21 protein-coding genes are annotated in these 22,506 nt (G+C 68.8%); 12 read left to right on the top strand and 9 right to left on the bottom strand.

Annotation, left to right across the window (positions count from 1 at the left end):
- Nucleotides 1-34 precede the first annotated feature (34 nt).
- Complete coding sequence (locus ACQ450_RS09425; RefSeq protein WP_431469066.1) at nucleotides 35-718, top strand: HAD family hydrolase; 684 nt, start codon at nucleotides 35-37, stop codon at nucleotides 716-718.
- Here the strand turns inward: ACQ450_RS09425 and ACQ450_RS09420 are convergent.
- From ACQ450_RS09420 to ACQ450_RS09410, 3 genes are all read right to left on the bottom strand, one after another.
- A complete protein-coding gene (locus ACQ450_RS09420; RefSeq protein ID WP_431469065.1) occupies nucleotides 715-1,920 on the bottom strand; it encodes a DUF445 domain-containing protein in 1,206 nt (401 codons plus the stop codon). The genes ACQ450_RS09425 and ACQ450_RS09420 overlap by 4 nt on opposite strands.
- A gap of 91 nt (nucleotides 1,921-2,011) precedes the next feature.
- The gene (locus ACQ450_RS09415) at nucleotides 2,012-5,146 is read right to left on the bottom strand and encodes an efflux RND transporter permease subunit (protein WP_431469064.1); all 3,135 of its coding nucleotides are present in this window, start codon (nucleotides 5,144-5,146) and stop codon (nucleotides 2,012-2,014) included.
- On the bottom strand, nucleotides 5,143-6,351 hold the full coding sequence (locus tag ACQ450_RS09410; RefSeq protein WP_188053084.1) for an efflux RND transporter periplasmic adaptor subunit: 1,209 nt from the start codon (nucleotides 6,349-6,351) through the stop codon (nucleotides 5,143-5,145). Before ACQ450_RS09410 ends, ACQ450_RS09415 begins: the two co-directional genes overlap by 4 nt.
- Before the next feature lie 227 nt (nucleotides 6,352-6,578).
- Here ACQ450_RS09410 and ACQ450_RS09405 point away from each other — a divergent pair, with 227 nt between their 5' ends.
- Together ACQ450_RS09405 and ACQ450_RS09400 are read left to right on the top strand one after the other, a co-directional pair.
- Nucleotides 6,579-6,839 (top strand): GlsB/YeaQ/YmgE family stress response membrane protein, encoded by a 261-nt coding sequence (locus tag ACQ450_RS09405; protein ID WP_188053083.1) that lies wholly within the window; start codon nucleotides 6,579-6,581, stop codon nucleotides 6,837-6,839.
- An 82-nt stretch (nucleotides 6,840-6,921) separates the two neighbouring features.
- Nucleotides 6,922-7,650, top strand: a complete 729-nt coding sequence (locus ACQ450_RS09400; RefSeq protein ID WP_431469063.1) for an SIMPL domain-containing protein — start codon at nucleotides 6,922-6,924, stop codon at nucleotides 7,648-7,650.
- A gap of 68 nt (nucleotides 7,651-7,718) precedes the next feature.
- Here ACQ450_RS09400 and ACQ450_RS09395 read toward each other — a convergent pair whose 3' ends face one another.
- The 3 genes from ACQ450_RS09395 to ACQ450_RS09385 form a co-directional block, all read right to left on the bottom strand.
- Nucleotides 7,719-7,982, bottom strand: a complete 264-nt coding sequence (locus ACQ450_RS09395; protein ID WP_188053081.1) for a GlsB/YeaQ/YmgE family stress response membrane protein — start codon at nucleotides 7,980-7,982, stop codon at nucleotides 7,719-7,721.
- 107 nt (nucleotides 7,983-8,089) lie between these two features.
- Nucleotides 8,090-8,389, bottom strand: coding sequence for a DUF1153 domain-containing protein (locus ACQ450_RS09390; RefSeq protein ID WP_188053080.1), 300 nt, complete (start codon nucleotides 8,387-8,389; stop codon nucleotides 8,090-8,092).
- A 105-nt stretch (nucleotides 8,390-8,494) separates the two neighbouring features.
- Nucleotides 8,495-8,722: a hypothetical protein gene (locus ACQ450_RS09385; protein WP_431469062.1), complete on the bottom strand. Its 228-nt coding sequence runs from the start codon at nucleotides 8,720-8,722 to the stop codon at nucleotides 8,495-8,497.
- A 115-nt stretch (nucleotides 8,723-8,837) separates the two neighbouring features.
- Between ACQ450_RS09385 and mnmA the strand changes: the two genes are divergently transcribed.
- Complete coding sequence (gene mnmA / locus ACQ450_RS09380; RefSeq protein WP_431469061.1) at nucleotides 8,838-9,947, top strand: tRNA 2-thiouridine(34) synthase MnmA; 1,110 nt, start codon at nucleotides 8,838-8,840, stop codon at nucleotides 9,945-9,947.
- Nucleotides 9,948-9,957: 10 nt separating this feature from the next.
- Here the strand turns inward: mnmA and ACQ450_RS09375 are convergent, their stop codons facing one another.
- The 3 genes from ACQ450_RS09375 to pdxH are packed head-to-tail and all read right to left on the bottom strand — an operon-like array spanning nucleotide 9,958 to nucleotide 12,265.
- Nucleotides 9,958-10,755 (bottom strand): PhzF family phenazine biosynthesis protein, encoded by a 798-nt coding sequence (locus tag ACQ450_RS09375; RefSeq protein WP_431469060.1) that lies wholly within the window; start codon nucleotides 10,753-10,755, stop codon nucleotides 9,958-9,960.
- Nucleotides 10,752-11,678: a cation diffusion facilitator family transporter gene (locus ACQ450_RS09370; RefSeq protein WP_188053076.1), complete on the bottom strand. Its 927-nt coding sequence runs from the start codon at nucleotides 11,676-11,678 to the stop codon at nucleotides 10,752-10,754. Before ACQ450_RS09370 ends, ACQ450_RS09375 begins: the two co-directional genes overlap by 4 nt.
- A complete protein-coding gene (gene pdxH, locus ACQ450_RS09365) occupies nucleotides 11,675-12,265 on the bottom strand; it encodes a pyridoxamine 5'-phosphate oxidase (protein WP_188053075.1) in 591 nt (196 codons plus the stop codon). The genes ACQ450_RS09370 and pdxH overlap by 4 nt, the downstream gene beginning before the upstream one ends.
- Nucleotides 12,266-12,354: 89 nt before the next feature.
- On the opposite strand from pdxH, the gene ACQ450_RS09360 reads away from it, so the two are divergent.
- The 8 genes from ACQ450_RS09360 (at nucleotide 12,355) to ACQ450_RS09325 (ending at nucleotide 22,497) form a co-directional block, all read left to right on the top strand.
- Complete coding sequence (locus tag ACQ450_RS09360) at nucleotides 12,355-13,260, top strand: Ku protein (protein ID WP_431469059.1); 906 nt, start codon at nucleotides 12,355-12,357, stop codon at nucleotides 13,258-13,260.
- A 6-nt stretch (nucleotides 13,261-13,266) separates the two neighbouring features.
- A complete protein-coding gene (gene ligD, locus ACQ450_RS09355; protein WP_431469058.1) occupies nucleotides 13,267-15,711 on the top strand; it encodes a DNA ligase D in 2,445 nt (814 codons plus the stop codon).
- Between the two features lie 65 nt (nucleotides 15,712-15,776).
- Nucleotides 15,777-18,278, top strand: a complete 2,502-nt coding sequence (locus ACQ450_RS09350; RefSeq protein ID WP_431469057.1) for a circularly permuted type 2 ATP-grasp protein — start codon at nucleotides 15,777-15,779, stop codon at nucleotides 18,276-18,278.
- Nucleotides 18,278-19,168, top strand: coding sequence for a transglutaminase family protein (locus ACQ450_RS09345; RefSeq protein ID WP_431469056.1), 891 nt, complete (start codon nucleotides 18,278-18,280; stop codon nucleotides 19,166-19,168). The genes ACQ450_RS09350 and ACQ450_RS09345 overlap by 1 nt, the downstream gene beginning before the upstream one ends.
- 84 nt (nucleotides 19,169-19,252) lie before the next feature.
- Nucleotides 19,253-20,203: a DnaJ C-terminal domain-containing protein gene (locus ACQ450_RS09340; RefSeq protein ID WP_431469055.1), complete on the top strand. Its 951-nt coding sequence runs from the start codon at nucleotides 19,253-19,255 to the stop codon at nucleotides 20,201-20,203.
- A gap of 7 nt (nucleotides 20,204-20,210) precedes the next feature.
- Nucleotides 20,211-21,164 carry a YihY/virulence factor BrkB family protein gene (locus ACQ450_RS09335; protein WP_188053069.1) on the top strand — a complete coding sequence of 318 codons (954 nt, stop codon included), beginning with the start codon at nucleotides 20,211-20,213 and terminating at the stop codon, nucleotides 21,162-21,164.
- A complete protein-coding gene (gene fabI, locus ACQ450_RS09330; RefSeq protein ID WP_316714635.1) occupies nucleotides 21,161-21,964 on the top strand; it encodes an enoyl-ACP reductase FabI in 804 nt (267 codons plus the stop codon). The genes ACQ450_RS09335 and fabI overlap by 4 nt, the downstream gene beginning before the upstream one ends.
- Before the next feature lie 8 nt (nucleotides 21,965-21,972).
- Nucleotides 21,973-22,497: a GNAT family N-acetyltransferase gene (locus tag ACQ450_RS09325; RefSeq protein WP_431469054.1), complete on the top strand. Its 525-nt coding sequence runs from the start codon at nucleotides 21,973-21,975 to the stop codon at nucleotides 22,495-22,497.
- Nucleotides 22,498-22,506 lie beyond the last annotated feature (9 nt).

Raw genomic sequence — 22,506 nt, 5'->3', positions numbered from 1 at the left:
GGATCGGCAAGCGGTGACGCGCCACCCTGTCTCAATGCGGTACCTTGCGATCTACGATATGGACAAGACGATCACGCGCGCCCCCACCTGGACGCGCTTCCTGATTCACGCCGCGCGCTCGCATGCGCCGTGGCGGCTCGGCCTGCTGCCGCTCGCAGGCCTTGCGAGCGTCGGCTATCTGCTGCGGCTGCTCGACAGGGCGGGGCTCAAACAGGCGACTCACCGGCTGCTGATCGGTCGGGCGCTGTCGCCCGAGGCGCTGGAGGGGCTGGGCGACGCCTTCGCCGAGACCGTCGTGGCGCGCGGCGTTCTGGCCGGTGCGCGCAAGCGGATCGCCGCCGATCGCGCCGCCGGTTACCGGCTCGTGCTCGCCACTGCCTCGCATCGCTATTATGCCGCCGCGATCGCCGCGCGGCTCGGGTTCGACGATGTGATCGCCACCGATGCGCGGCGCAATGTGGACGGCCATGTGCTCTCCCTGATCGAAGGGGAGAACTGCTACGGCCCGGCAAAGCTCCGCCTGGTCGAGAAATGGCTCGAGGCGCAGGGCATCGGTCGGGGCGAGGCGCATGTCCGCGCCTATTCGGACCATGTCTCCGATGCGCCGCTGCTCGGCTGGGCCGACGAACCGTTCGCGGTCAACGCACACGAGCCGCTGCGGCGGCTGGCACGGCAGCGCGAATGGCCCCTGCTCGATTGGCACGGCGGCGCGGATTAGAGCAGTACCTCGAGCGTGTGGATGGCGACGCCGACGAGCCCGCCCACCAGCGTTCCGTTGATCCGGATATACTGAAGGTCGCGGCCGACGCTGTTCTCCAGCCGGCCGGTGATCGTCTCGGCGTCCCAGCTGCGCACCGTGTCGGACACCAGCCGGACGATCGCATCACCATGATCGGCGGTGATGCCCACGGCGCTGCGGCGGACGAAGCGATTGACCGTCGCGCGAAGCCCCGCGTCGCGCTCGAGCGTCTCACCCAGCTGGCGCAGCGCCGCGCCCAGCTCGCCCTTGAACGCCGCCTCGGGGTTGCGGGCCATCCGCAGCATCGCCGCGCGCGCCGATTCCCACACGCCCATCCACCAGCGGTCGAGCGCCGGATTGTCGAGCAGCTCGGCCTTGAAGCGCTCGACCTTCTCCTGGGTATCGGGATCGAACTGCAGGTCGAAGGCGAGCCGTGCCATGCCTTCCTCGGCCTTGGCGCGCAGCGGGTGGCGCGGATCCTCGGCCATTTCGGTGATGAGCTTCGCCAGCCCGTCGATGATCGCGTTGGAGAGCCGCTCGTCGAGGCCGGTCCAGCGCAGGATCGTGCCCGCGCGCTGGTGCACCATGTCGCGGATCAGATGCTCGTTCGCCTCCAGCACCCGCGCCGCCCAGCGGATGATCCCGTCGAGCAGCGGCAGGTGCCGGTCCTCGGCCATCGCCGCCTCGAGCGCGCGGCCCAGCAGCGGCGCGACGTTCAGGGTGCGCAGCTGGCCGCCCAGCGCGCGCTTGGTCATCCCGCCCAGTCGATCCTGGTCGAGCGCCTCGAGCATGTCGGCGAACAGCCGTGCCGCGCCGGCCTGCACGCGGCTGCGCCCGCCGCTCGGATCGGACAGCCAGCGTCCCGCCGCGCCCGCCACGTCCATCCGCGCCATGCGCCGCGCGACCACGCCGGGCGTGAGAAAATTGTCGCGCAGGAACGCGGCGAGGGTGGTCGCGATCCGGTCCTTGTTGCGCGGGATGATCGCCGTGTGCGGGATCGGCAGTCCCAGCGGGTGGCGGAACAGCGCCGTGACGGCGAACCAGTCGGCCAGCCCGCCCACCATCGCCGCCTCGGCAAAGGCGCGGACGAAGCCGACCCAGGGATAGGCCTCGTCGTAGCGCCCGGCGATCAGGAAGGTCGCCGCCATCGCGACCAGCAGGCCGGTGGCGATCCAGCGCATGCGGATCAGGCCGGGGGGCGGGGCCTCGCGGCCTCGGGGCGTTCGGGCGAGCAATGTCATGCCCACCCAATCCCCGAAGCGGTCGAGAGGTTCACTCGGCGGGCTGCGGCCCGTCTTCTCCCGGGCGATAGTCGATATGGCCGCCCGGGCGATGCTCGATCGCGGTGCCGCTCTCTTCGTCGCCGGGGCGATAGGTCAGCAGCCGCCGCGCCAGCCCCTTGCCCAGCCGCCGCTCGATGCCCACCGCCAGGCTGAAGCTCGCCGGCACGATCAGCAGCGTCAGGATCGTCGACAGGATCAGGCCTCCGATCACGGTGATGCCCATCGGTGCGCGCCACGACGAATCCCCCGAAAGCGACAGGGCGGTGGGCACCATGCCCGCGACCATCGCCACGGTGGTCATCACGATCGGCTGGGCGCGCTTGTGGCCCGCGTCGAGGATCGCACTGAACTTGTCGACTCCCTTGGCCATTTCCTCGAGCGCGAAGTCGATCAGCAGGATCGAGTTCTTCGCGACGATGCCGAGCAGCATCAGGATGCCGATGAACACCGGCATCGACAGCGGATGCCCGGTGATGAGCAGCGCCAGCAGCCCGCCCAGCGGCGCGAGCAGCAGCGATCCCATGTTCACCAGCGGCGACATGAAGCGGCGATACAGCAGCACCAGCACCGCGAAGACCAGGAACACGCCCGAGATCACCGCGACGGTGAAGTTGTTGAGCATTTCCGCCTGCCACTTGGCCGAACCGACCACCAGCTCGTTCACGCCGAGCGGCAGGTCGCGCATCGTCGGCAGCTTGCGGATCTGCTCCATCGCCACGCCGCTCACGATGCCCGGCGCCAGATCGGCGCCGACCACGAGGCGACGCTGCTGGTTGAGCCGCTGGATTCGAGTCGGCCCAGCGCCAAATTCGATATCGGCCACCAGGCTGAGCGGAACCGAGCCGCCGCTCTGGGTCGGCACCGGCAGGTTCTGGATCGTCGAAAGCTGCTCGCGCGCGTCTTCGGACAGGGCGACGCGGATCGGGATCTGCCGATCGCTGAGCGAGAAGCGAGCGCTGTTCTGGTCGATGTCGCCCAGCGTCGCGATGCGGATCGCACTCGAAAGCGCAGCCGTCGTCACGCCCAGGTTCGCCGCCAGGTCGAGCCGCGGCTTGATGACGATCTCGGGCCGCTGCAGATCGCCGGCGATGCGCGGAGCCACCAGCGTGTCGAGCTGCGCCATCTCGCGCACCAGCTTCACGGCGGTTTCGTTCAGCAGCACCGGGTCCTCGCCGCCCAGCGTGATCGTGATGTCGCGGCCGCTGCCGCCCCAGCCCTGCTGCGACTGAAAGCCCACCCGGGCGTCGGCGATCTTGTTCAGCTCGGGCGCGAGGCTGCGCTCGAACTGCGTGCTCGACATCTCGCGATCGTCCTTGAGCATCGCGACCACGCGGCCATTGCCCACATAGGTGCGCGAATAGGTGTTCTCGACCAGCGGATGGTCGCGCAGCAACGCATCGACTCGATTCACCACTGCATCGGTCTGTTCGAGCGTGGTGCCCGGCACCATCTCGATCGTGGCGGTCGAACTGTCGCGGTCCTCCTGCGGCTGAAACGTCATCGGCAGCGCCATGATGCAGGCGACCGTCGCCAGCAGCGCCGCCGCGCCGCCCACCACGGCCGACCAGCGGTGGCGCAGCGTCCAGCGCAGGATCTTCATGTAGACGTCCATCATCCGGCCTTCGCCGTGGACGGCGTGGCCGTGCGCCTTCAGGAAATAGGCCGCGATCATCGGCGTGAGCATGCGCGCCACGGCAAGGCTCATCAGCACCGCCGCGACCACCGTCAGGCCGAAATTCTTGAAGAACTGCCCCGAAACGCCGGGCATCAGGCCGACGGGCAGGAACACCGCGACGATCGACATGGTGGTCGCCACCACGGCGACGCCGATCTCGTCGGCGGCGTCGATCGACGCCTGATAGGCCGATTTGCCCATGCGCATGTGGCGCACGATGTTCTCGATCTCCACGATCGCATCGTCGACGAGCACGCCCGCCACCAGGCTGAGCGCGAGCAGCGTCATCTGGTTGAGGGTGAAGCCCAGCATGTCCATGAACCAGAAGGTCGGGATCGCCGACAGCGGGATCGCCAGTGCCGAAATCAGCGTCGCCCGCCAGTCGCGCAGGAACAGGAACACGACGATGACGGCCAGCACTGCGCCTTCGATCAGTGCGGCGATCGCGCTTTCATATTGCTCTTCGGTATATTCGACGCTGTTGAACAGGATCTCGTAGCGCACGCCGGGATTGCGCTGCTCCAGCTCCTGCAGCTTCGCCTCGACCTGCTCGAACACGGCGACGTCCGACGCGCCCTTGGCGCGCGAGATGTCGAATGCGAGCACCTGCTGCCCGTTCCACTCGGCCAGCGAGCGCTGTTCGGCATAAAGGTCGCGGACCTGCGCGATCGAATCGAGCCGCACGGTGCGGCCGCCGCCCACTGCGATCTGGGTCTGCCCGAGGGCGAACGCCGATTGCGCATTGCCCAGCACGCGCACCGATTGTTCGGCGCCCGAAATCTCGGCGCGACCGCCTGCGGCGTCGAGATTCACCTGGCGCAGCTGCTGGTTCACCTGGCTTGCGGTGATGCCCAGCGACTGGAGCTTGGCCGGATCGAGGATCACGCGAATCTCGCGATCGACGCCGCCGATGCGATCCACGCTCGCCAGGCCTTCGATCGACAGCAGTTCCTTGGCGACCGTGTTGTCGACGTACCAGCTCAGATCCTCGATCGTCATGTCGGTGGCGATCGCAGTGAAGCTCGCAAGCTCGTTGTCGGTGGTGTTCACGCGCCCGACCTGCGGCTCGAGGATGCCGTCGGGCAGGTCGCCGCGGATCTGGGACACCGCTTCGCGCACGTCGTTCACCGCCCGGTCGATCGGCGTGCCGATGTCGAGCTGCACGATCGTCTGCGAATTGCCTTCGGTGATCGTGGATTCGATCTGGTCGATACCGGGCAGGCTGCGCACCGCCGCCTCGACGCGCTGGGTGATCTGGGTTTCGAGCTCGCTCGGCGCGGCGCCCGGCTGGCTGATCGACACCCACACGACCGGGAAGTCGATGTCCGGCTCGTTGTTCACGTCCATGCGCGCGAAGCTGACGATGCCCGCCAGGGTCAGCGCGAAGAAGAGGACGAGCGGCGGAACCGGGTTGCGGATCGCCCAGGCCGAGATGTTGCGGAAGTTCATTCTGGCGCCTGCAGGGTCGTGAGGTTGGGGATCACGCGCTGCCCCTCGTTGAGGAAGGCGCCGGCGGAAAGGACGACGCGCTCGGTGCCGCTCAGGCCGCCGGTGATCGCGACGCCCTCGTCCGAAACTTCGCCCGTGGTCACCGGCCGGCGCACCGCCTGGTCGTTCTCGTTGAGGATATAGACATAGTTGCCGCTCGCGTCGCTCTGGATCGCCGACTGCGGCAGCAGCGGCGCCACGGTGGCGCCCGCGACGATCCGCGCGGTCGCGAAGCCGCCGGGGCGCAGCGCCGGATCATAGGAAAGCGCGATGCGGGCGATGCCCTGGCGGGTCTGCGGATCGATGACGGGCGACACCTGCCACACTTCGCCGGCAAACTCCTCCTCGATGCCCACCGGCGACACGCGGGCGGGCGCGCCGACGTTCAGCCGGTGCAGATCCTCTTCGGAAAGCTGGGCGCGCATCTCCATCTGGCCGCCCATCGCGACGCGGAACAGCGTGCCGCTGCCGGGGCTCACGATCTGGCCCGGCTCGACGTCGCGCGACAGCACCAGGCCCGCGGCAGGCGCGCGGATGTCGAGCCGGCGATTGCGCGCGCGCGCTTCCTGAAGCTGCGCCTGCGCGACGTTGACGCGCGCACGCGCCGCGTCGCGAGTCGCGGTCTTGCGCTCCAGATCGGCCTGCGAAATGAATCCGCGGCCGACGAGCTGCTGCGCCCGGTCGAGTTCGGACTGGGCGAGTTCTGCGTCGGCCTGCGCCACGCGCACCTGCGCCTCGAGCGAGTCGATCGTCTGCTCCTGTACCGAACGGTCGACGGTCGCGAGCACTTCGCCCTCGCGGACCCAGTCGCCCGGCTCGACGAGCACGCGAGTCACGCGGCCGCCTTCGCCGGCGACGCCCACCGGCATCTCGCGGCGCGCGGCGAGCGAACCGGTGCCCGAAACGATCCGCTGAATCGTCTGGCGCCCCGGAACGGCGACGGTGATCGTCGGCATCTGCCCCTCGTTGCCGCCGGCCGCTGCGCCGGGCGCCCCGGCCTTCTCGGCCGTTTCGCCCGAACCGCTGCCAAACGCGAGAAAGGCGACGATGAGGATCGCGATCGCCGCGATGCCACCGAGGATCCACCAGCGGCGCGAACGGCGCCGCTCCTCGCCCGGAAGTGCCGCGCGCTCGTCTTCACCGAACATCTTCGCCTCGTAATTCATGTGCGCATATCTCTGCTCGGCCCCGCGGGGCACGCCATCGAAATGCTGTATTAGAAGAATAAGTCACCGACCGCAACGGTCGTTTGTCGCAATGGTCGGCGCTTGCCCGCGACCGCGGTTTTTCGCAAGTCCCGGGATCGTTTCCGCCAAGAAACGGTTGCATCCCGGGCGTCATCGCGCGACGCTCGGCCGCGGCTCGCGGGAACGGGCCGCAACGGGAGGAACCCATGGAAGAACGCACTCTGATCGGCTGGCTTCTGATCGGCCTCGTCGCCGGCGTCCTCGGCAAGCTCATCATGCCGGGCAAGGATCCGGGCGGCATCATCGTCACGATCCTGATCGGCATCGCCGGTGCGCTGCTCGCCGGCTTCATCGCGCGGTCGATGGGTCTGGCGCTCGACAGCGGCTGGGAAAACTATGCCGCCGCCACGGTGGGCGCGATCATCCTTCTCGCGCTCTATCGCCTGGTGATGGCCCGCCGCGCTTAATCGGCGCGACAGGCGCTCGCGTCCATGGTCCCGCGTGCGGTTCGTCCCGCCCGCGGGACCTTCGCTATTCGGGAGACAGACAATGCGTAGCCTATTGATGGTTTCGGCCGGCGTCGCGATGCTCGGGCTGACGGCGCCCGCCGCGGCGCAGAACATGCCCGCGCCGATGCACATGATGCCGCACGACGGCACGCTGCTGACGGTAGTGGCCGAGGGGCGCACGACGCGCACTCCGGATCTCGCCACGATCCGCGCAGGCGTGACGACCCAGGCCGCCACCGCGGCCGAGGCGCTCGCCCAGAACAGCACGCGCATGGAGCGGGTACTGGCCGCGCTCCGCCGCGCGGGCGTTGCCGAGCGCGACATCCAGACGGCGAGCATCCAGCTCAACCCGCAATATCGCTATCAGGAGAATGAGCCGCCGGTCATCACCGGCTATCAGGCGGTGAACATGGTTTCGGTGCGCTTCCGCGACGTCGCGAAGAGCGGATCGATCCTCGACGTGCTGGTGCGCGAGGGCGCGAACAACATCAACGGGCCGAGCCTCTCGCTCGACGATCCGGCTGCCGCGCTCGACGAGGCGCGCCGCGACGCGGTCGCCCGCGCCGCCGCCCGCGCACAGCTCTACGCGAGCGCCGCCGGCCTCTCGGTCGACCGCATCGTCTCGATCTCGGAAACGATGGAGGGAGCGGGGCCGCAGCCGCCGATGATGGTCTCCGCCCGCGCGCAGAGCGAATCGGCCGATACCGCGATCGTGCCGGGCGAGCAGGACGTGACCGTCACGCTCACCTTCCGCTTCCTGCTGAAGTGAAACGAGAAAGGGGCCGCCCGGCGGGCGACCCCTTTTTCTGTTCCGCCGGAGCGGCCGTGCGATCCGGTTCAGCGCAGCGAACCGCGGCGCACCAGATTGACGATCGCGAGCAGGATGATCGCGCCCACCAGCGACACGAGGAACGTGCCCACGGTGATGCCGTCGTTGATGTCGGCGCTCGAGAAGAGCCAGCCGCCGATGAAGGCGCCGACGATGCCGACGACGATGTTGAGGAAGATGCCTTGCTGCGCATCGGTGCGCATGACGAGCGATGCGAGCCAGCCGACGACGCCGCCGACGATCAGCCAGACGATAATGCCAACGAGATCCATTCGAGGTCCCTCCGTTTCACCTCCGGTACGTTCCGGAGATCACCGCAAAGACTCGCGAAGCCCGTGCTTGGTTCCGGCCGCCCCCGCTTGGCCGTCCAAGCGGTCCCTCAATATTTCTGCTGGCGCTCGTACAGCGTGCGATAATGCTGGATGCGCGTGACGCGCAGCCCGGGCATGCCCGAACGGTCGATCGCGCGCTGCCATCCGGCGAATTCCTCCACCGTCAGGCCATAGCGCTCGCAGACCTCGTCGATGCTCAGCAGACCGCCGTTCACTGCGGCCACGACTTCGGCCTTGCGCCGCACGACCCAGCGGGTCGTGTCCGGCGGCGGCAGCGTGTCCAGCGTCAACGGCTCGCCCAGCGGGCCGATGACTTTTGCAGGGCGGATCTTCTGATTCTCAATCATCTACCAAACCTCGATCGGGGCGGGGGGCCCCCTCTCCAACTCACTTGAACGACCGTTAGACGCGCTGCTTCAACATTGGCTGAAACGGGACGGTAAACAGCGTATTCACTCCTGCGGCCAACGCCTTAACGCCAGCGAAACGGCGCGATGAAATGCGCCGTGCGGCGGCGCCAGCAGATCGGCCTCGGGCGCCGTGCCGCTCAGCCGCGCCTGCGCGGCCGCCGTCGGGCTCGCCGCCTGGCGCGCGGCCACGCCGACCAGCAGCACGGCCAGTTCGGTGGGCAGCGCCGTAACCGCGACGTCGCGGTCCAGTCGGGCAAAGCTCAGGTCCACTGCTACGCATCCGCAAAACTCACTTCGGACGACTCTCGTAGCGGCGCGTCCTGAAGGACCGGTAAAGGCGCCGAAATTTTGCATCGGCGCGTCCGGCGCCCTATGTGCGGCGGCGATGCATTCCGGTGATTTCCAGCTTCCCGAGCCGCTCGCCGCGCGGCGGATCGTCGTCGCCATGTCCGGCGGAGTCGACAGCTCGGTGGTGGCCGCGCTCGCGGCCCGAACCGGCGCCGAAACGATCGGCATCACGCTCCAGCTCTACGATCATGGCGAAGCGGTCGGGCGTGCGGGAAGCTGCTGCGCGGGCAGCGACATCCGCGATGCGCGCGCAGTGTGCGACCGGCTCGGAATCGCCCATTATGTGTTCGATCACGCCAGCAGCTTCCGCGAATCGGTGATCGACGATTTCGCCGACGAATATCTCGCCGGGCGCACGCCGATCCCCTGCGTCCAGTGCAATATCGGCCCGAAATTCACCGATCTGCTGGCGATTGCGCGCGATCTGGGCGCCGATTGCCTCGCCACCGGCCATTATGTCCGCCGTGGCGAGGGCGCCGCGGGGGCAGAGCTGCACCGCGCCGCCGATCCGGCGCGCGATCAGAGCTATTTCCTGTTCGCCACCACTGCGGCGCAGCTCGATTTCCTGCGGTTTCCGCTGGGTGGCCTGCCCAAGGCCGAGGTGCGGGCGCTCGCCGCCGAACTGGGGCTCGGCGTGGCGGGCAAGCCGGACAGCCAGGACATCTGCTTCGTGCCCGACGGCGATTACGCCACGCTCGTCAAGAAGCTGCGGCCGCAGGCCGAGGCGGGCGGCGACATCGTCGACGAGCGCGGGGTGAAGCTCGGCGAACATCGCGGGCTCATCCATTTCACCGTCGGCCAGCGCCGCGGCCTCGAAATCGGCGGCCAGGCCGAGCCGCTCTACGTCCTGCGGCTCGATCCGCAGCGGCGTGAAGTGATCGTCGGGCCCAAGCGCGCGCTCGCGGTGCGTGCGGCGCGGATCGAGCGGTTGAACTGGATCGGCGGCGATGCGGCCGGGCCGATGACGGCGAAGGTGCGATCGCTTGCCAAGCCCGTGCCTGCGCGGCTCGAGGGCGATCGCGTGGTGTTCACCGCGCCCGAATATGGCGTCGCGCCGGGCCAGGCCGCGGTGCTCTATTCGGGAGATCGCGTGTTGGGCGGCGGCTGGATCGCCGAAACCGAGCGCGCCGATCTGGCACTGGCCTGATCCGGCCGGGTCAATCGGGGAGCAGGAACGCGCCCTCGATCACCGTCACGCAGTTGCCGCCCAGGATCACCATGTCGCCGGCCAGCCCGCACTGCACATGGCCGCCGCGTGCGCTCGCCTGATAGGCAGCGAAAGCCTCGCGCCCCAGCCGCTCGGCCCAATAGGGCGTCAGCACGCAATGCGCCGATCCGGTCACCGGATCCTCGTCGATCCCCGCAGCGGGCGCGAACACGCGGCTCACTACATCGGTGTCGTCGCCCGGCGCCGTGACGATGTTCAGCGTGTCGCCGATCTGCGCCAGCGCGCGAAAGTCCGGCTCCACCGCGCGCACCGCCTCGGCGCTGTCGAGCACCGTCAGGTCATAGCCGTTGGCGTGGCGCAGCGTCTGCGCTTCCTCGATCCCCAGTGCCTCGAGCAGCCCCGGCACTTCGGCCGGCTCGGGCGGATAGGCGGGCAGCGCCATCGCATAGCCGTCGCCGTCGCGCCGCACCTCGAGCAGCCCGGCCTTGCGCGTGCGAAAGACGACTCGGTCCGTTTCCGAATTCGCGTTCAGCAGATAATGGCCGCTCGCCAGCGTCGCATGGCCGCACAGCGCGACTTCGGTGGTCGGCGTGAACCAGCGCAGCTCGTAATCGGCCTCGTCGCTGTCGTCGGGAACGAGGAAGGCGGTCTCGGCGAGATTGTTCTCCATCGCGATCGCCTGCAGCACCGCGTCGTCGAGCCACGCGTCGAGCGGCATCACGGCGGCCGAATTGCCGGTGAAGGGCGCGCTCGCGAACGCATCGATCTGGGCGAAGGGCAGCTTCATCGCTTGGTTTCCTTGAGGAAGGCGCTCTCGTCGGCCTCGACGAGCGGATTGTGCGGATCGTCGACCTGTCCCGCCGGATCGAGGTGGATCAGCACTTCGATTCCCGGGAACTCGTCTGCGAGCGCACGCTCCAGCGCTTCCACCACGTCATGCGCGGCGGCGACGCTCATGTCCGGATCGACCCAGATGTGGAACTGCACGAAGTCGCGATTGCCGCTGGTCCGCGTGCGCAGGTCGTGCAGCCGCTCGAATCCCGAAAGGCCGCAGGCGACTTCGACCAGTCGGCGGCGCTTCTCCTCGGGCCATTCGCGGTCCATCAGCTGGTTGATCGCCTCGACCGAGGCGCGCCACGCGCCGAACATCAGCCAGAAGGCGATGGCGATGCCGAACAGCGGATCGGCGCCGGCAAGCCCCAGATAGCCTTCGAGCACCAGCGCGACGATCACTGCGCCGTTGAGCAGCAGGTCCGATTGATAGTGGACATGGTCCGCGCCGATCGCCACCGATCGGGTGCGCCGGATCACTGACCGCTGATAGCTGGTCAGCGCAAGCGTCAGCACGAAGGCGACGATCGAAACGCCGATGCCATATTCGGGATCGGTGCTCGTCTGGTCGGTCGACAGCCGCTCGATCGCGCGCAGCAGGATGGCGAAGGCGGAAACCGCGATTACGCCCACCTGGAACAGCGCGGCCAGCGCCTCGGCCTTGCCGTGGCCGAAGCGATGCTCGGCGTCGGCGGGCTGCATCGCCCAGCGCACGCCGCCCAGCGTCACCAGTGACGCGACCAGATCGAGCAGGCTGTCGGCGAGCGAGGCGAGTACCGCCACCGATCCGGTCTTCAGCGCCGCCCAGGCTTTCAGTGCGCCGAGCAGCAGCGCGACGGCAACGCTCGCGAGAGCCGCCCGGCGAACCGGCCGGTTCACGGGTAGAGCAGCCCCTCGGACCAGCCCTCCGCGCCCGGCGTGGTTTCGCGCACGAACAACCGCCGCTCGTGCAGCCGATGTTCGCGGTCCTGCCAGAATTCGATTCGCTCGGGGCTCACCCGCCAGCCGCCCCAATGCGGCGGGCGCGGCACCGGCCCGCCTTCGAACCGCGCGCGAACGGCTTCATAGCGTTCCTCGAACACCGCGCGCGCGGGCAGCGGGCGCGACTGGTCCGAAGCCCAGGCGCCAAGCTGCGAATCGCGGCCGCGGCTGGCGAAATAGGCGTCCGATTCGGCGTCGCTCACGCGTGCGACCGGCCCTTCGACTCGCACCTGCCGCCGCAGCGACTTCCAATGGAACAGCAGCGCCGCGCGCGGGCATTCGGCAAGCTCGATCGCCTTGCGGCTCTCGCCGTTGGTGTAGAAAGTGAAGCCTTCGGCGCCATGCCCCTTCAGCAGCACCATCCGCACCGACGGCTGGCCCGCCGGATCGACCGTGGCGAGCGCCATCGCATTGGCGTCGTTGGGTTCGCTCGCCTGGGCGTGCGCGAACCAGCTGTCGAACAGCGCGATCGGGTCTTCTGCCATGGCCCGCGCTCTACCGGCACCCCGCAGGAGTGTCGAGGAACGAGTCGCGCGCTCGGGGATTGAATCGGCCTCGCAACGAGGAGAATGGCATGGCCGCGCGCGCCTATTGGCAGGGACAGATTCGCCTGGCGTTGGTGTCGATCCCGGTGGAGATCTTCACCGCGACTCGCTCCGGCGCCGCCATCTCGTTCCGCCAGATCCACGAGCCGAGCGGCAAGCCGGTCAAATATGAGAAAGTGGTTCCCGGCGTCGGCCCGATCGACACCGACGAGATCATGAAGGGCTTCGAATACGAAAAGGGCTCCTACATCCTGCTCGATCAGGAAGAGATCGACGCAGTGAAGCTCGAATCGAAGAAGACGCTCGAGCTCACGCAATTCGTCGACGCGCACGAGATCGACGTGCTCTATTACGAAAAACCCTATTTCGTGGTCCCCGCCGACGATCTGGCGGAGGAAGCGTTCATCGTGCTGCGCGAGGCGCTGCGGCGGACGAAGAAGGTCGGGCTCGGCCAGCTCGCGCTGCGCGGCCGCGAACATGTCGTCAGCCTCAAGCCCTGCGGGCGCGGGATGGTCCTCGAAACGCTCCGCTATGCCGACGAAGTGCGCAAGGCGCAGAGCTATTTCCGCGACATCCCCGACGAGAAGCCCGACGCCGAGCTGCTCGAGCTGGCCGAATCGCTGATCGAGAAGAAGACCGCCGCCTTCGATCCGCAGGAGTTTCACGATCGCTATGTCGACGCGCTCAAGGACCTGATCGAGCGGAAGAAAAGCTCGAAGGGCGGCCGTATCGTCGAGGAGGCCGAGGAAGGCCCCGCCAGCCGCGGCTCGAATGTCGTCGATCTGATGGCCGCGCTCAAGAAGTCGCTCGAAAAGCCCGGCGCCTCGAACGACGACGACGTCGAAACCAAGCCGGCGAAGAAATCGACGAGCCGCTCGCGCACGAGCAGCAGCAGCGCGAAGAAACCTCCGGCGAAGAAGAAGGCGGCGGGCTGACGCGCGATGGGCGACGCCGATCTTCTCGCCAGATACAATGCCAAGCGCGATTTCGCGAAGACCGCCGAGCCGCGCGGCGAGGCGGGGGGCGGCACCGGCCGGACCTTCATGGTCCAGAAGCACGATGCCTCGCGGCTCCACTGGGATCTGCGGCTCGAAGTCGATGGCGTGCTCAAGAGCTGGGCGGTGACGCGCGGCCCCAGCCTCGATCCGGGCGAAAAGCGGCTCGCCGTCCGCACCGAGGATCACCCGCTCTCCTATGCCACCTTCGAAGGCACCATCCCGCAAGAGGAATATGGCGGCGGCACCGTCATGCTCTGGGATCGCGGCGAGTGGGAGCCGGTGCAGGGCAAGAGCGCGAAGGATCTCGAAAAGGGCCATCTCCACTTCCGCCTCTTTGGCGAGCGGATGCGCGGCGAGTGGCTGCTGATCCGCCTCAAACCGCGCGGCCGCGAAAAGGCCGAGAACTGGCTGCTGCGCAAGCTGGAGGACGAATATGCCGGTGGCACCGACACATTGGTCGAGACCGGCCTCACCAGCGTGAAGACCGGCCGGACGATGCTCGAGATCGCCGAGGGCAGGCAAGCGACCGAGAAGAAGCCGCCCGCGAAGCGCGCGAAGAGCGGCGCCAAGCCCAGAAGCGCCAAGGCCCCGGCGTTCCGCCCGGTTCAGCTCGCCACGCTCGTCGACAGCGTCCCCTCGGGCAACCAGTGGCTGCACGAAGTCAAATATGACGGCTATCGCGCGTTGCTCAGCCTGGGCGCGGGCGGCCCGCGCATCTTCACGCGCTCGGGGCTCGACTGGACCGACAAATTTCCCGGCATCGCCGATGCCGCCGCGTCGCTTCGCGTCGGTTCGGCGCTGATCGACGGCGAGATCGTCGCGTTCAACGACGGCCGCCCCGATTTCTCGACCCTTCAGGACGCGATCTCCGCGGGCGGCAAGGGGCTCGTCTTCTTCGCCTTCGATCTGCTCGAAGCCGATGGCGAGGATCTGACGAAGCTGCCGCAGGTCCAGCGCAAGGAGCGGCTGCGCCCGCTGCTCGCCGAAAGCGACGAACGCATCCAGTTCGCCGAACATGTGATCGGCGCGGGCGAGAAGCTGTTCGGAACGATGTGCCGCGAAGGCTATGAAGGTATCGTCTCGAAGAAGGTCGATGCGCCCTATCGCGGCAGCCGGAGCAAGGCGTGGCTCAAGGTGAAGTGCGTGCGGCGCCAGGAATTCGTCATCGTCGGCTGGTCGCCCAGCAATTCGAAGGGGCGGCCGCTGCGCTCGCTGCTGCTCGCGGTGCATGGGCCCGACGGGCTCGAATATCGCGGCAAGGTCGGCACCGGCTTCGACATGGACACGCTTCAGGCGCTGCGCGACAGGCTCGATCGGCTCGCCCGCAAGACGCCGCCGGTCGATGCTCCGAAAAGCGTCGCGAAGGGCGCGCACTGGGTAACGCCGAAGCTCGTCGCCGAGATCGCCTTTGCCGAGCTCACTTCCGAAAACGTCGTCCGCCACGCCAGCTTCCTCGGCCTGCGCGAAGACAAGGATGCCGCCGACGTGACTGCCGAAACGCCCGAGCCGCTGCCGCAGGCGCCTGCCTCGACGGTGAAGATCAGCAGCCGCGATCGCGTGATCTTCCCTGATGCCGGCGTCACCAAGGGCGAACTCGCCGATTACTACCAGGCGGTCTCGCCGGTGTTGCTGCCGTGGATCGCCGATCGGCCGATCAGCCTCGTTCGCTGTCCGCAGGGCCGGGCGAGCAAATGCTTCTTCCAGAAGCATGACGCGGGCAGCTTCGGCGAGCATGTCCGCCATGTCGACATTCGCGAGAAGGATGGCTCGGTCCAGCCCTACCTCTATGTCGACAACGTCGACGGTATCCTCGCCTGCGTTCAGATGGGCACGATCGAATTCCACGGCTGGGGCAGCCGCGTCGCCGATGTGGAGAAGGCCGATCGGCTGGTGTTCGATCTCGATCCCGACGAGGGGCTCGACTTCCGCGACGTCAAGAAAGCCGCCGAGGATCTCAAGCGCCACCTCGCCGACATCGGCCTCACCAGCTTCCCGATGCTCACCGGCGGCAAGGGAGTGCATCTGGTGGTGCCGCTCATTCCCAAGGCCGAGTGGCCGGACGTGAAGAGCTTCGCCGAGCGTTTCGCCCGCGCGCTGGCGCAGGCCGAGCCCGATCGCTTCACCGCCAATCTCAAGAAGGCGAGCCGCACGGGCCGCATCTTCATCGATTATCTGCGCAACCAGCGCGGTGCGACCGCGGTGCTGCCCTATGTCGCGCGCGCGCGGCCCGGCGCGCCGGTCTCGGCGCCGATCAGCTGGAGCGAGCTGCGCGATCTCGACGGGCCCCAGCGGTTCAGTGTCGCCGATGCCGATACGCTGGTCGATCGCGCCACCAGCCGCGCGCTCGCCGGCTGGGGAGAGGCGGCGCAGGAACTGCCCGACGTCTAGCCGAGTCTCCGCCGGTCGCAATCGGCGTTGCACGGCAGCATGGTTTCCCCCATCGTCCGCCACTCATGCAGCGGGAGCAACGCGCCATCCGGGGTCCAGAAGGACTTTTCGACGCCGGCACCATCGCCGCGCGCTGGATCGCCGACTATTGCGGCGAGGGCCGGTCGGGCGACATGCTCTGCGGGCAGGGCTCGGACGACGCCGCCTGGACGGCGCTGTTCGAGGAGCTCGCCAGCCATAGCGGCGACACGCTCGGGCACGCCCGAGAGCGCGCCCAGCGCCATGCCGACGACATCGGCACCGGCTTTCGCATCGCCGGCGAAGGCGACGAACGGCCCTGGCCGCTCTCGCCGGTGCCGCTGCTGCTTCCGGCGGCGGAGTGGACGAAGATCGCGGCGGGCGTCGCGCAGCGCGCGCGGCTGATGGAGGCGATCCTCGCCGATGTCTACGGCCCGGGGCGGCTTACCGCCGAGGGCCATGTCCCCGCCGCGCTCGTCACCGGCAGCCCGTTCTTCCTCCGCCCGCTGGTCGGCCTCGCGCCGCCCGGCGGCCGCCATCTCCAGTTTATCGCCGCCGATCTCTGTCGCGGCCCAGACGGCACTTGGCGCGTGCTCGCCGATCATCTCCGCGCCCCCGCCGGCGCGGGCTATGCGCTCGAAAACCGGCTGGCGATGGCGCGGATGCTGGGCGGCCTGCAGTCGCGGCTCAACATTGAGCGGCATGCGCCCTTCTTCGCCGCCTTTCGCGACGGGCTCGCCGCGCTCTGCCGCCGTGCCGAGCCGCGCATCGGCCTGCTCACGCCCGGCCGGCTCAACCCGAGCTATGCCGAACAGGCGCATCTCGCGCGCTATCTCGGCTATCTGCTGGTCGAGGGCGCCGATCTCACCGTGCTCGAGGATCAGGTCTATGTCCGCACCATCGCTGGGCTGAAGCGCATCGATGCGCTGTGGCGCCGAGTCGATCCGCGGCTGCTCGATCCGCTTGCGTTCGACAGCCATTCGACGATCGGCGTGGCCGGGCTCGTCGATGCGATGGCGGCGGGCAATGTCGTCGTCGCCAATGCGCCCGGTGCGGGCATGCTCGAGGCGCCCGCGGTGGCCGCCTTCCTGCCGTGGCTGGCCGAGGCGATGCTGGGCGAAACGCTCGCGCTGCCGAGTATCGCGACCTGGTGGTGCGGCGGTGATCGCGAGCGCGGGCAGGTGATCGACCGGCTCGACGAACTGCTGATCGCGCCCGCGTTCGGCGTGCCGACGCGCGCGTTGCCCGATGGTCGGCCGGTGCTCGGGGCGTCGCTCGACACGGAGGCGCGTGCCGCGCTCCTCGACGATCTGGGGCGGCGGCCGCAGGATTATGTCGGCCAGGAAGTGGCGCGGCTCTCGACCATGCCGATGGTGTCGGGCGAGGGGCTCGTGGCGCGCCCGTTCACGCTGCGCGTCTTCGCCGCGCGCGGTGCCGACGGCGGCTGGACCGTGCTGCCCGGCGGCTTCGCCCGCATCGGCGAACATCCCGATCCGCGCGCGGCGGTGATGGGGGAGGGCAGCTGGTCGGCCGATGTGTGCGTCCACGGGCCTGCCCCGGTCGAACCGGTCACGCTGCTGCCGTCGAGCGCGACGACTCAGCTGCGCCGCAATCCCGGCACGCTTCCCAGCCGCGTCGCCGATAATCTCTTCTGGCTCGGCCGCTATCTCGAACGCGGCGAGGCGCTGCTCGGCGTGGTGCGTGCGCTGCTCGGCAATTCGATCAGCGCCGATACCGGCGCCGCGCTGTCGGCGGAGACGGTTCGGCGGCTGGTCGGGCTGGTGGTCGGCGCCGATGCCGCGCCCGAGCCGCGCGGCCATCGCCGCGCCGATCTCATCCAGCTCGCCCGCACCGCCTTGGAAGACGAAGAGGCGTGGTACAGCGTGCGCGCGATCAATCGTCAGGCGCGGCTGATCGGCGAGGTTTCGCGCGAGCGGCTTTCGGCGGACATGATCCGCCTGCTCGACGCGCCTTTCCCCAGTCGCGGCGGGCTGCTCGACAAGGCGGGGTCGCTCCAGCGGCGCTATTCGGCGCTTGCCGGGCTCTCGGCCGAGCATATGGCCCGCACCGAAGCGTGGCGCTTCCACGATCTCGGGCGACGGGTCGAACGCGCGGCCGCGGCGCTGCGGGTGGTGCGCGTCTTTGCCGGCGCCGATGCGACCGCCGACGATCTTTCGACTCTGCTCGATCTCGCCGACAGCCAGATCAGCTATCGCCAGCGCTATCTCACCGGGATCGCGCGGGTTCCGGTGGTCGATCTCGTCGCGCTCGATCCCGGCAATCCGCGTTCGATCGCCTATCAGGTGCAGGCGATCGCCGAGCATCTCGATCAGCTGCCGGTGCTGTCCGACGACGGGCTCGCCGAGCCGCAGCAGGAACAGGCGCGGGCGCTGGCGGCGATCGTGCTCACCGCGCGCGCGGCGGCGGTCGACGCGGTGCTGCTCGGCGATCTGCAGGATCGGGTCGAAACGCTCTCCGACGCGATCGCCCGCCGCTACTTCCTTCAGGGCGCCGAGCCGCTGCGCGCTTCGGGGCTGGTGCTCGCCTGATGCGCTACGCCATTCGCCACGTCACGCGCTTCGACTATGCCGAGCCGGTCGGCTTCGCGCGCTGCAACCTGCGGCTGAAGCCGATCGACTGGCCGGGCCAGCGGCTCGACGACTATCGGCTGTCGGTCGAACCGGGCGGGCGCACCTTCCCGGCGCGCGCGGAGGCGGGGCTGGCGCATGTCGTCCGGCTGGTGGTCGCGGCGCCGGCGCGCACGCTCACGATCGAAAGCGCGGCGCAGGTGTATGTCGACCGACTGGTGCCGGTGCCCGATGCCGGCGATCCGACGCTCGGCGAAATCGCCGCGCTGGCGCGCGCCAGCGCCGATGCCTCGCCGCTCGGCCCGGCAAGCTATCTCTTTCCCTCGCCGCTCATTCCGATCGATGCGGAGATCGCGCAATGGTGCGCGGCCGAGCTCGATCCCGGCCGTGGCGCGCTCGAGGCGGGAATCGCGCTCGCACGGCGCATCCAGGCCGAATTCGCCTTCGATACCGCCGCGACGCTCGTCGATACGACGCCCGCCGACGCCTTTCGCAAGCGCGGCGGCGTGTGCCAGGATTTCGCGCAGATCATGATTTCGGGTCTGCGCGCCGCCGGCCTGCCCGCCGCCTATGCCTCGGGCTATCTGCGCACGCTGCCGCCGCCCGGCCAGCCGCGGCTGGTCGGCGCCGACGCCACCCATGCCTGGGTGCTGCTGTGGTGCGGGCCCGAACGCGGCTGGGTCGGGCTCGATCCCACCAACGGCATCTGGATGGCGAGCGATCACGTGCTGATGGCGGTCGGCCGCGACTATGCCGATATCGCGCCGATCGACGGGATCGTGCTGGGGTCGGGCGCGCAGCGGATGCACGTGTCGGTCGATGTCGAGCCGCTCGGCGATTGCGCCGGCTGAGCGTCCCCTTGCAGGAAGGCCGGCTCGCGCCGATGTTCGCGGCGCCTATATAGGCTTGAAACCGCGTGGAGAGTGAAGAACCCGATGGCAGATCCTTATGCAACGCTGGGCGTGGCACGCGGCGCGAGCGAGGCCGACATCAAAAAGGCCTATCGCAAGCTCGCCAAGGAGCTGCACCCGGACCGCAACAAGGACAATCCCAAGGCGGCCGAGCGGTTCAGCCAGGTCACCCAGGCCTATGACCTGCTGACCGACAAGGACAAGCGCGCGCGCTTCGATCGCGGCGAGATCGATGCCGATGGCAATCCCACCGCGCCGTTCGGCTTCGGCGGCGGCGCGGGGGGGCAGGGGGGCGGCTTCCGCCCCGGCGGCGGCCAGTTCGATTTCGGCGGCCAGGGCGACATCGGCGACATTTTCGAGGGGCTGTTCGGCGGCGGCGCGGGTGCGCGCCAGCAGGGCGGCGGCGGCTTTTCGGGCGGGTTCGGCGGCTTCGGCCGGCGCCAGCCGCCCAAGGGCGCGAACACCGCCTATCGATTGCAGGTATCGTTCGTCGACGCGGCCACGCTCGCGGCGCAGCGGATCACGCTCGCCGACGGTTCGACGATCGACCTCAAGCTCCCGCCCGGCGTCGAGAGCGGTACGCAGATGCGCCTGTCGGGCAAGGGGCAGGCGGGCCCCGGCGGCAACGGCGACGCGATCGTGACGGTCGAGGTCCAGCCGCATGGTTTCTACACGCGCGACGGCGACGACGTCCGCCTCGACCTGCCGGTCAGCCTCTCCGAAGCCGTGCTCGGCGCGCAGGTGCGCGTGCCCACGCCCGACGGCGCGGTGATGCTGACGGTGCCCAAGGGCTCGACGTCGGGCAAGGTGCTGCGCCTCAAGGGCCGCGGCTTCCATCGCAAGGGCGGGGGGCGCGGCGATCTGCTCGTCACGCTGATGGTCGATCTGCCGGTCGGCGACGACGCGCTGGTCGAGTTCGTCCGGGGCTGGCAGGATCGCGACAAGGGGAACCCGCGCGGCCGCATGGGCGTCTGATCCTTTCGTGGCTGATGCAGACATCTCCCCGGAATCGCCCGAGGCGCGGCGCAAGGGCTTCGGCGGCAAGATCCGGCGGCGGCTGGACGATCTCGGCTTTTCCGAGCGCTTCTTCGAAGTGGTCAAGCGTGTCGCGGTCGGCACCTATACCGACGGCTTCACCTATGCCGGCAATCTCGCCTATCTCTCGCTCGTCACGCTGTTTCCCTTCTTCATCGTCGCCGCCGCCATCGCGCGGCTGTTCGGTCACAGCGGCGAGGGCGTCCAGACGCTCGAGGCGTTCCTCCAGACTGTCCCGCCCGACGTCGCCGAAGTGCTGCGAAAGCCGGTGCGCGACGTGCTCGAGGCGCGCTCGGGCACGTTGCTGTGGCTCGGCGCGCTCGTCGGGCTGTGGACCACCGGCGGCTTCATCGAGACGCTGCGCGGCATCCTGCGCCGCTCCTATGGCGTCACCGGCGGTCGGCCGTTCTGGGAGTATCGGCTCGGCTCGGCCGGGCTCATCATCGGCTCGGTGATCCTGCTGATGTCCGCCTTCAGCCTTCAGGTGGTGCTCACCGGCGTGCAGGAGTTCATCACCCGGCTGCTGCCCTTTGCCGATGATGCCGCGCGGATCGTCTCGATCAGCCGGCTCGCGCCCGGCGTCGCGCTGTTCATCGCGCTCTACATCCTTTTCTATTCGCTCACCCCCAGCGGCTATCGCCGCCATTGCCATAAATGGCCGGGCCCGCTGTTCACCACCTGCTGGTGGCTCGCCACCACGGCGCTGCTGCCGGTCGTGCTCGGCAGCCTGGGCACCTATGATCTCACCTACGGCAGCCTCGCGGGCGTGATGATCACGCTGATCTTCTTCTTCATCATCGGCCTCGGCCTCGTTATCGGCGCCGAGCTCAACGCCGCACTGGCGGAAGACCCCGACGAGGGTCTAGACGAGGCGCAGGAACAGGAGGCGCAAGCGACGTGACGGGACTGATGCAGGGCAAGCGCGGGCTGATCATGGGGCTCGCCAACGATCGATCGCTCGCCTGGGGCATTGCGCAGAAGCTGCGCGAGGCCGGGGCGGAGCTGGCATTCACCTATCAGGGCGAGGCACTCGCCAAGCGCGTCCGGCCGCTCGCCGAGCAGCTCGGCTCGGATTTCCTGATCGAGTGCGACGTTTCCGACATGGCTGCGCTCGACACGGCGTTCGATACGCTGCAGGCGAAATGGCCGACGATCGATTTCGTCGTCCACGCGATCGGCTTTTCCGACAAGAACGAGCTGCGCGGCCATTATTACGACACCAGCCTCGACAATTTCCTGATGACGATGAACATCTCGGTGTTCTCGTTCACTGCGGTGGCGAAGCGCGCGCGCGCGATGATGCCGAACGGCGGCAGCCTGCTGACGCTCAGCTATTACGGCGCGGAAAAGGTCGTGCCGCACTATAACGTCATGGGCGTGGCGAAGTCGGCGCTCGAAACCAGCGTCAAATATCTCGCGATGGACCTCGGGCCCGAGAAGATCCGCGTCAACGCGGTCTCGGCGGGGCCGATCAAGACGCTCGCCGCCAGCGGCATCGGCGACTTCCGCTACATCATGAAGTGGAACGAGCTCAATTCGCCGCTTCGCCGCAACGTGACGATCGAGGATGTCGGCGGCGCCGGCCTCTATCTGCTCTCCGATCTCGCCTCGGGCGTGACGGGCGAGACGCACCATGTCGATGCCGGCTACAACGTCATCGGCATGAAGGCCGAGGACGCGCCCGACATCGCGCTGAGCTGACGCTTCGCGTGACGACGACGATCCAGCGCGCCGCGCCGCGCGACGCGCACGACATCGACGCTATCCTGCGCGCCTGCTTCCCGCGCCCGGCCGAAGCGATGCTGGTGAAGCAGCTCGCGATCGACGGCGATCTCGTGCTCGCGCTGATCGCGCGCGACGAGGCGAGCGGCGCGGCGGCGGGCATCGTCGCGCTCAGCAGGATGCATGTGGCGATCGGCCCCGAATCGGTGCCCGCGGTGGCGCTCGCCCCGCTCGCGGTGCTGCCCGCCTATCGCCAGACCGGCGTCGCCGAGGCGCTGGTCCGTGCGGCGATCGATGAGATGACGCGGGCGGGCGCGCTGCTGATGTTCGTGCTCGGCGAGCCCGGCTTCTACGGCCGCTTCGGCTTTTCCGCCGCGACGGCGGAGGGCTTCGATTCGCCCTATGCCGGGCAGTATCTGCTGGCGCTCGAGCTGCAGGGCGGGCTGCCCTGCGGCGCGCGGGGGCTTGCGGATCACGCGCCCGCCTTTGCGGCACTGGGCGAGAGCGACTGAATCTCCCTC

Source organism: Sphingosinithalassobacter sp. LHW66-3 (assembly GCF_050703275.1).
Taxonomy (GTDB): Bacteria; Pseudomonadota; Alphaproteobacteria; order Sphingomonadales; family Sphingomonadaceae; genus Sphingomonas.
Note: the sequence above shows the minus strand (reverse complement) of the source record. Positions and strands in the feature narration are given on the sequence as shown.

What these genes read in the sequence shown, in the direction of transcription:
- ACQ450_RS09425 (WP_431469066.1), top strand. Translation starts at nt 35, where the DNA reads ATGCGGTACCTTGCGATCTACGATATGGACAAGACGATCACGCGCGCC.
- ACQ450_RS09420 (WP_431469065.1), bottom strand. Translation starts at nt 1,920, where the DNA reads ATGCGCTGGATCGCCACCGGCCTGCTGGTCGCGATGGCGGCGACCTTC.
- ACQ450_RS09415 (WP_431469064.1), bottom strand. Translation starts at nt 5,146, where the DNA reads ATGAACTTCCGCAACATCTCGGCCTGGGCGATCCGCAACCCGGTTCCG.
- ACQ450_RS09410 (WP_188053084.1), bottom strand. Translation starts at nt 6,351, where the DNA reads ATGAATTACGAGGCGAAGATGTTCGGTGAAGACGAGCGCGCGGCACTT.
- ACQ450_RS09405 (WP_188053083.1), top strand. Translation starts at nt 6,579, where the DNA reads ATGGAAGAACGCACTCTGATCGGCTGGCTTCTGATCGGCCTCGTCGCC.
- ACQ450_RS09400 (WP_431469063.1), top strand. Translation starts at nt 6,922, where the DNA reads ATGCGTAGCCTATTGATGGTTTCGGCCGGCGTCGCGATGCTCGGGCTG.
- ACQ450_RS09395 (WP_188053081.1), bottom strand. Translation starts at nt 7,982, where the DNA reads ATGGATCTCGTTGGCATTATCGTCTGGCTGATCGTCGGCGGCGTCGTC.
- ACQ450_RS09390 (WP_188053080.1), bottom strand. Translation starts at nt 8,389, where the DNA reads ATGATTGAGAATCAGAAGATCCGCCCTGCAAAAGTCATCGGCCCGCTG.
- mnmA (WP_431469061.1), top strand. Translation starts at nt 8,838, where the DNA reads ATGCATTCCGGTGATTTCCAGCTTCCCGAGCCGCTCGCCGCGCGGCGG.
- ACQ450_RS09375 (WP_431469060.1), bottom strand. Translation starts at nt 10,755, where the DNA reads ATGAAGCTGCCCTTCGCCCAGATCGATGCGTTCGCGAGCGCGCCCTTC.
- pdxH (WP_188053075.1), bottom strand. Translation starts at nt 12,265, where the DNA reads ATGGCAGAAGACCCGATCGCGCTGTTCGACAGCTGGTTCGCGCACGCC.
- ACQ450_RS09360 (WP_431469059.1), top strand. Translation starts at nt 12,355, where the DNA reads ATGGCCGCGCGCGCCTATTGGCAGGGACAGATTCGCCTGGCGTTGGTG.
- ligD (WP_431469058.1), top strand. Translation starts at nt 13,267, where the DNA reads ATGGGCGACGCCGATCTTCTCGCCAGATACAATGCCAAGCGCGATTTC.
- ACQ450_RS09350 (WP_431469057.1), top strand. Translation starts at nt 15,777, where the DNA reads ATGCAGCGGGAGCAACGCGCCATCCGGGGTCCAGAAGGACTTTTCGAC.
- ACQ450_RS09345 (WP_431469056.1), top strand. Translation starts at nt 18,278, where the DNA reads ATGCGCTACGCCATTCGCCACGTCACGCGCTTCGACTATGCCGAGCCG.
- ACQ450_RS09340 (WP_431469055.1), top strand. Translation starts at nt 19,253, where the DNA reads ATGGCAGATCCTTATGCAACGCTGGGCGTGGCACGCGGCGCGAGCGAG.